The following is a 6,273-nucleotide window of genomic DNA, read 5'->3' on the forward strand; positions in this document are numbered from 1 at the left end:
CTAAGGTCGAGGCTGTCACCGGTCAAGCGGCGCTTTTCAGGGAGGCTGGTGCGCGTGCCGGCCGCCGTCCTGGCCTTCACCCGGCCGGTCACGTCGGCCCGGTCGGCCAGCGCCGACAGCGTCTGGCCCAGCGCCGCCCGAGCCGCCTCGGCCCGGGCGTCGATACGTGCGATCTCGCCGGACACCTCGCTCACGGTCACCACCTTTCCTGTTGCGCCGCACCGGTCGCGGCGGGATGGGTCAGCGTGGAGACGTCGGCGCGCAGGCCGCGCAGCGCCCGCTGCGGCACCAGCGAGCCGGTGCGGCGCAGCCGCGACCGGCCCACCAGCGCCAGGATCCCGGCGACGGCGAGCAGCGCCGCGCCCGTGGCCAGCGCGGCGAGCCACGGGGGCAGCACCAGGGCCAGGCCGAGCACGGCGGCCGCGGCCAGCGCGCCGCCCGCCCAGAACGTGACCGCGGCCGCTGTGCCGAACAGTCCCCCGGTGACCGCCGCCCGCCCCGCCTTCTCGCGCAGCTCGGCCTGGGCCAGCGCCAGCTCGACGCGCACCAGGTGGGACAGCTGCTCACCCGCCTGCTTGATCAGTTCGGCCGACGACTGTTGTGGCGTTTCCGGCATCCCGAGCCTCCTCCGCTTGTGGCGTGCCGATGCCCCGTCACGGCCCCGGCAAACGCCGGGCGCTCGGCGTGCGTACGAGGTCACCCGGGGTGGGCCAGGTTTTGCGCGGATGGATCACGGGAAGTCGAGGACCAGCAACGGACGACAGGATGGAGTGGACCATGGGTGAGATTGACGAGGCCAAGCACCACGGCCAGGAGCTGCTGGGCAAGGCCAAGGAGAAGATCGGTGACGCCACCGACAACCACTCCCTGCAGGCCGAGGGCCTCGCAGACCAGGCGAAGGCGAAGCTGAACCAGGCGGGCGACGAGGTTCGCGACGCGGTCCGCGGGAGGGACCACGACGAGAACGTCGAGCGCTCCGAGCGCTGAGCATCGCCGCTGCCGCGCATGGCCCGCCCCGGTGGCGGGCCATGCGCTGTTCCGGGACCGGACGGCCGCGGCCGGTGCCGGGTCACGCAGCCGGCGGACGCGACGGGTGAGCCGCCCAGAGTCGGGTTTGTCTGGTCCTCAACCAGGGGATCCGTATGGCATGCATCTGCCCATCAACCATCGGTTCCGGCAGCACTGGCGCCTGCTGGCCGCGCTGTGCGGCGTCTACCTGCTCGCGTTCGGTGTCGTCGGCGCGGTGCGCACCGCCGGCCTGCCGCTGTTCCACCGCGGCGACGTCGACGCGCTCGGACTGCGTACCAATCCCGCGTTCGCGTGGCTGTCGATCGTGGCCGGTGCCGCGATCGTGCTGGCCACCGTCGTCGGCCGCTCCGCCAACCACCTCGTCAACCTCGGTGCGGGCGGGCTCTTCCTGCTCAGCGGGCTCGCCATGCTCACCCTCCTGCAGACCCCGCAGAACATCCTCAACTTCGAGGTGTCCACCTGCGTCGTCTCGCTCCTGATCGGCAGCGTCCTGCTGACGGCGGGGCTCTACGGCAAGGTCGGCACGCCCCGCGAGTCCGTTGCCGAGGAGGTGCTGCGCCACAGCACCCGGCCCGGTGACAAGTTCACCGTCCAGCCGCACGCCAACCAGTAGCCGCCTACCTCACCGGCGGTTGCTGCGCTCGCACGGCCGAGCGGAGCGATCGGCGGCGGCCGGATGCGTCCGGCGCGGAGAACAGCTCGCGCGCTGCCCTCCGCGCCGGACGCGGTGCTGCCGGAGCGGTGGATCAGGCGCCGACGAGCCGGCCGGTGAAGTCGGTGGCCAGCTCGATCTGACGGGCGTTGGCCGCCGGCCCGCAGGGTGACAGCTGCCCGCACACCGCGCACGTCGGATCGTCGGCGGATTGCGGGAGGTGGATGCCGAGCAGTTCCCGGGCGGTCGCGACGACCACGCTATCGGCGTTGAACAGAGCGGACATGCTCTTCCTTTGCGGACTCCGCGGTCTGCTGACCGGTCGACGGACTAATCTCACCGCCGATATCCATCCCGCGGCCCCGCCAAACCCACCGCACGTCGAGCGCTGCCCGCACCCGCCGCGCCGCCACCCGCCGCCCGACGGCACGGCGGCACGGCGGTAAGGCGGCGCCGGGGCACGGCGGCAGGCGGCTTGGTGGCTTGGTGGCGCCGGTTCGCGGTGGCTGGGGCAGCGTGGCAGGCTACCCGAGTGGATCAACTCATGAAGGCCGCGGCGACCGGCACAGCCGTGGCCAGGCAGGCGGCCCCGCCCGCGTGGCGATCCGGCACGCCGTCGACGTCCGGCAGGTCCGCGGCGCTGGGCCTGCTGATGGTCTTCATGATGGTCAACTTCGCGGACAAGGCGGTGCTCGGCCTCGCGGCCGGACCCGTCATGGCCGAGTTCGGTCTGTCCAACACCGAGTTCGGTCTGCTGGCCAGCGCCTTCTACGTGCTGTTCAGCGTGTCGGCCGCGGCGGTGGGCCTGCTCGGCGACCGGCTGCCGGCCACCGTGCTGCTCACCGGGCTGGCGCTGACCTGGTCGGCGGCGCAGCTGCCCATGCTGATCCCCGCCGCTGGGGCCACCACGCTGCTGGCCTGCCGCGTCCTGCTCGGCGCGGGCGAGGGGCCTGGCATCCCGCTCGCGACGCACACGGCGTTCAGCTGGTATCCGCCCCGGGCCCGGTCCCTGCCCGCCACCATGATCGTCGCCGGTGGGGCGCTCGGCGGCGTGGTCGGCCTGCCGCTGCTGGCCCTGCTGATCGGCGCCTGGGGCTGGCGTGCCGCGCTGGGCGTGCTCGGCTGCGCCGGGCTGCTGTGGGTGCTGGCGTGGCTGCGCTGGGGCGGCACCGGTCCGCACCGGGTCACGGCCGGCGCGGGGGTGTCCGAGCTGCCGTACCGGCGGATCTTCCGGACCGGCACCTGGCTGGGCAGCACCGCGGCGGCCTTCACGGTGCAGTGGGCGCTGGCGCTGATGACCGCGTGGCTGCCGCGCCACCTGTCGCAGCAGCGCGGGTACGGCACCGCGGCGGTGGGCCTGCTGGCCGGGCTGCCGATGGCCGGCTCGGTGCTGCTGGCGCTGGGCGCGGGCGCCGTCTCGCAGCGGCTGCTGCGCCGGCGGGTCAGCGGGCGGCTGGCGCAGGGCGTGCTCGGCGGCGGGCTCGCGCTGGCCGCGGGCTGCGGCCTGCTGCTGACCACCCGCGTGGACGGCGCGCCGCTGCTGATCGCGGTGATGGTCGTCGGGTTCGCCGCGGGCAACGCGCAGACGCCACTGAACAACGCCGCGATCGCCGACGTGTGCCCGCCGGGCCGGTCGGGTCTCATGCTCGGCGCCTCGTACGCGCTGGCCGCCGTCGCCGCGCTGATCGCCCCCACCGTCACCGGCCGCCTGGTCGACGCCGCGCCCACGCCCGGCGCCGGCTTCACCACCGCGTTCGACCTGGCCGGAGTGCTGCTCATCGCCGGCGGCCTGATCGCGGCGGTGACGGTGAACCCCGAGCGCGACCGGGCACGCCTGCGGACCGCTGCCGGGGTCGAGCACGTCCGGTAGCACACCGCGGCCCGCATCCGCGCCTGCGGCACAGCCGATTCCACCGGGCGTGGTACATGCTCCGTCGGCTCCTTCCACCCGCGACACCCCGTGGGCAACAATCCTGAGATGTCGTATCAAAACGGGCACAGCGACCACGATGCGCCGGCACTCCCCCAGCCCGACCCCACCCCGGCGGTGCAGCCCCCAGCGGACGGCAGCCTGCCCAGCGTCCTCGTGATCGGAGCCGGCATCGCCGGGACGGCCGCGGCACAGGCCCTGCGACGGCACGGCCACCCTGTCACGGTCCTGGAGGCCCGCGACCGCGTCGGCGGGCGGATCTGGACCGACGCCCACGGCGTCGACCTGGGCGCGCACTGGATCCACGGCACCGAGGGCAACCCCCTCACCGACCTCGTCGAGCGCCTGGAGATCCCGTACAGCTACGTCGGCGGCGACAGCTCCTACACCGGCGGCTTCGACAACCTGGACCTGTTCGGCCCGGACCGCCGGATGACCGACCAGACCACCAAGAACCGCACCCTCGAACTGGCCGACAGCGTCCTGCACGAGCTGGAGCAGCGCGCCGAGGTCGCCCGCCGGCACGGCCACCCCGACAGCCCGCTGGCCGAGGCCGTCGAGCAGATCCTCGCCGCGCGGGGCCACAGCACCGAGGATGAGCAGGCGGTCCGCTACCACCTGAACGTGATCCTGCGCGACGACGCCGCCGAGGACGCCCACCGGCTGTCCCTCAAGCACTGGGAGGACGGCTACCTGGTCTACGGCCACGGCGACAGCATCCTGCACCGCGGCTACCAGTCCGTCGTGGACGCGCTCGCCGAGGGCCTGGACATCCGGCTGGGCCACCCCGTTACCCGGATCGAGACCAACGACTGCGGGCCGGTTCGGGTCGTCACCGACCGGGGCGACTTCCACGCCGACCGGGTGCTGGTGACCCTGCCCCTGGGCGTGCTCAAGCACGGGTCGGTGACCTTCGACCCGCCCCTGCCACCGGCCAAGCAGGCGGCGATCGGCCGGCTCGGGTTCGGCGCCCTCAACAAGATCGCCCTGCACTTCCGGGAGCCCTTCTGGCCGCAGGAGCAGTACGTCTTCGGCTACCTGTGCCGCGAGACCGACTACCACCCCACGGTCGTCATCAGCATGTGGAAGTCGCACGGCAAGCCGATCCTGGTCATGCTGCTGGGCGCCTCGCTCGGACGCGACCTGGAGACCTGGTCGGACGAGGAGGTCGCCCACTACGGCACCACCGTCGTGCAGGACATCTTCGGTCCGGACGCACCCGCGCCCGAGCACGTCTCGCGCACCGCGTGGAGCGCCGACCCGTTCGCCCGCGGGTCGTACACCTGCATCGGCGTGGACGCCTCCCCGGCGGATATCGCCGCGCTCGCCGAGCCGGTCGGCGAGCGCCTGCACTTCGCCGGGGAGGCGACCAACGCCTACCACTGGGGGTGCGTGCACAGCGCGTACGAGTCGGGCCTGCGCGAAGCCGCCCGGATCAGCGGCGACGCCACCCTCTACACCCCGCCCAGCGCGGAGACCTCCCGCCGCCAGCGGCGCGACATCGACCGGATGAAGCGCTTCGCCCGCATGCGCATGAACCACCTCAGCGAGGCCGACCTGCGGACGCGGGTCGACTGCCTGCGCGACAGCGTCGACCCGTACGGCGTGCGCCTGTTCGCGCCGCTGGTCGACGCGGAGCTGGAGACGCTGGCGTCGATGTTCGACGAGCTGTCCTTCGCCCCCGGCGAGGCCGTGTGCCGCGAGGACGACACCGCCCACGGCGTGTACCTGGTCGCCGCCGGGCAGGTCGAGGTCGACTTCGGCGGCGTCTACGAGCCCGCCGTCCTGGGCCGGGGCGCGCTGCTGGGCGGGCACGACCTGTTCTTCGACGCGCGGACCAGCACCGTCACCGCGCGCACCGGTGTCGAGCTCTACTACCTGGACCACTACCGCTACAAGACGTTCCTGTACGCGTTCCCCGACGTCCTGCTGCTGATGATGTCGGACCTGGTCACCCGCTGGGAGCGGCTGGAGTGCGCGCTCGGCGCGGCGACGCTGCCCGGCGTGCGGCGCAGCGCCGAGCACCTGGACGACGAGCCGAGCACCGTGGTCTGACGCCGTCGGGGACCGCCCGCCGGGTTCTCTCGCCCGGCGGCCCCCTGCGGCCTGCAGCACCCCTGGTCCGCCAGCAGTCACCGTCACCCGCGTCGGTTCCGGCCCGATCGCCGCCACCGTCGCCAACAACGTGACCTCCTTCCCCACCGTCGCCGGTGCCACCTACGCCGTCACTTAGCCGCGCCGGTCCACCTCCGGCGATCAGCCGCTGGTCGGCCGGGGAGCCACGACCTGGCAGCCACGCCTGCAACAAACCTGCAACCGGCAGCCCTTGCGATCTGGCAAGCGCTTTCCAGAGACTGGGTTCGCATCGATCCCCCAACCACTTCGCCACCTCGCCCGAAGACACCGGCCCCGGAGCGCCCTTCCGGCCCGGCGGTCCGGGCGAAGCGGAAGTGGGCGGACGGGTCGCCCAGCGCCCCCTGGGCGGCCCGTCCTATCGCGTACCCTCCACTCCCGACGGACGGTCCGACTTAATCAGCCGAACCGGCAGCCGTGACAGCAGATTCGTATATCGGCAGATTACGTATTTATTGGCATCGTGGTCCCGGCGCACTGGCCTGGGCGTCGGCCGCGACCACCGACGACGTCGGGGCACTTGCTGAAT

7 protein-coding genes are annotated in these 6,273 nt (G+C 73.2%); 4 read left to right on the plus strand and 3 right to left on the minus strand.

The window, feature by feature from the left end:
- Nucleotides 1–194 (minus strand): DUF3618 domain-containing protein (locus AB0J67_RS38315; RefSeq protein WP_363490263.1); only part of this gene is annotated, 194 nt, incomplete at its 3' end.
- 2 nt (nucleotides 195–196) lie between these two features.
- A complete protein-coding gene (locus AB0J67_RS38320; RefSeq protein ID WP_363490265.1) occupies nucleotides 197–616 on the minus strand; it encodes a phage holin family protein in 420 nt (139 codons plus the stop codon).
- A gap of 161 nt (nucleotides 617–777) precedes the next feature.
- Between AB0J67_RS38320 and AB0J67_RS38325 the strand changes: the two genes are divergently transcribed.
- Both AB0J67_RS38325 and AB0J67_RS38330 read left to right on the plus strand, forming a co-directional pair.
- Nucleotides 778–987: a CsbD family protein gene (locus tag AB0J67_RS38325; protein ID WP_363490267.1), complete on the plus strand. Its 210-nt coding sequence runs from the start codon at nucleotides 778–780 to the stop codon at nucleotides 985–987.
- Between the two features lie 160 nt (nucleotides 988–1,147).
- Nucleotides 1,148–1,642: a DUF4383 domain-containing protein gene (locus AB0J67_RS38330; RefSeq protein ID WP_363490269.1), complete on the plus strand. Its 495-nt coding sequence runs from the start codon at nucleotides 1,148–1,150 to the stop codon at nucleotides 1,640–1,642.
- Between the two features lie 133 nt (nucleotides 1,643–1,775).
- Here AB0J67_RS38330 and AB0J67_RS38335 read toward each other — a convergent pair whose 3' ends face one another.
- The gene (locus tag AB0J67_RS38335) at nucleotides 1,776–1,967 is read right to left on the minus strand and encodes a hypothetical protein (RefSeq protein ID WP_363490271.1); all 192 of its coding nucleotides are present in this window, start codon (nucleotides 1,965–1,967) and stop codon (nucleotides 1,776–1,778) included.
- Between the two features lie 246 nt (nucleotides 1,968–2,213).
- Between AB0J67_RS38335 and AB0J67_RS38340 the strand changes: the two genes are divergently transcribed.
- Both AB0J67_RS38340 and AB0J67_RS38345 read left to right on the plus strand, forming a co-directional pair.
- A complete protein-coding gene (locus AB0J67_RS38340) occupies nucleotides 2,214–3,551 on the plus strand; it encodes an MFS transporter (RefSeq protein WP_363490273.1) in 1,338 nt (445 codons plus the stop codon).
- A 108-nt stretch (nucleotides 3,552–3,659) separates the two neighbouring features.
- Complete coding sequence (locus AB0J67_RS38345) at nucleotides 3,660–5,666, plus strand: FAD-dependent oxidoreductase (RefSeq protein ID WP_363490275.1); 2,007 nt, start codon at nucleotides 3,660–3,662, stop codon at nucleotides 5,664–5,666.
- The last annotated feature ends 607 nt before the right edge of the window (nucleotides 5,667–6,273 follow it).

The sequence above is a fragment of the Catellatospora sp. NPDC049609 genome, assembly GCF_040675365.1.
In the GTDB taxonomy this organism is placed as follows: Bacteria; Actinomycetota; Actinomycetes; order Mycobacteriales; family Micromonosporaceae; genus Catellatospora.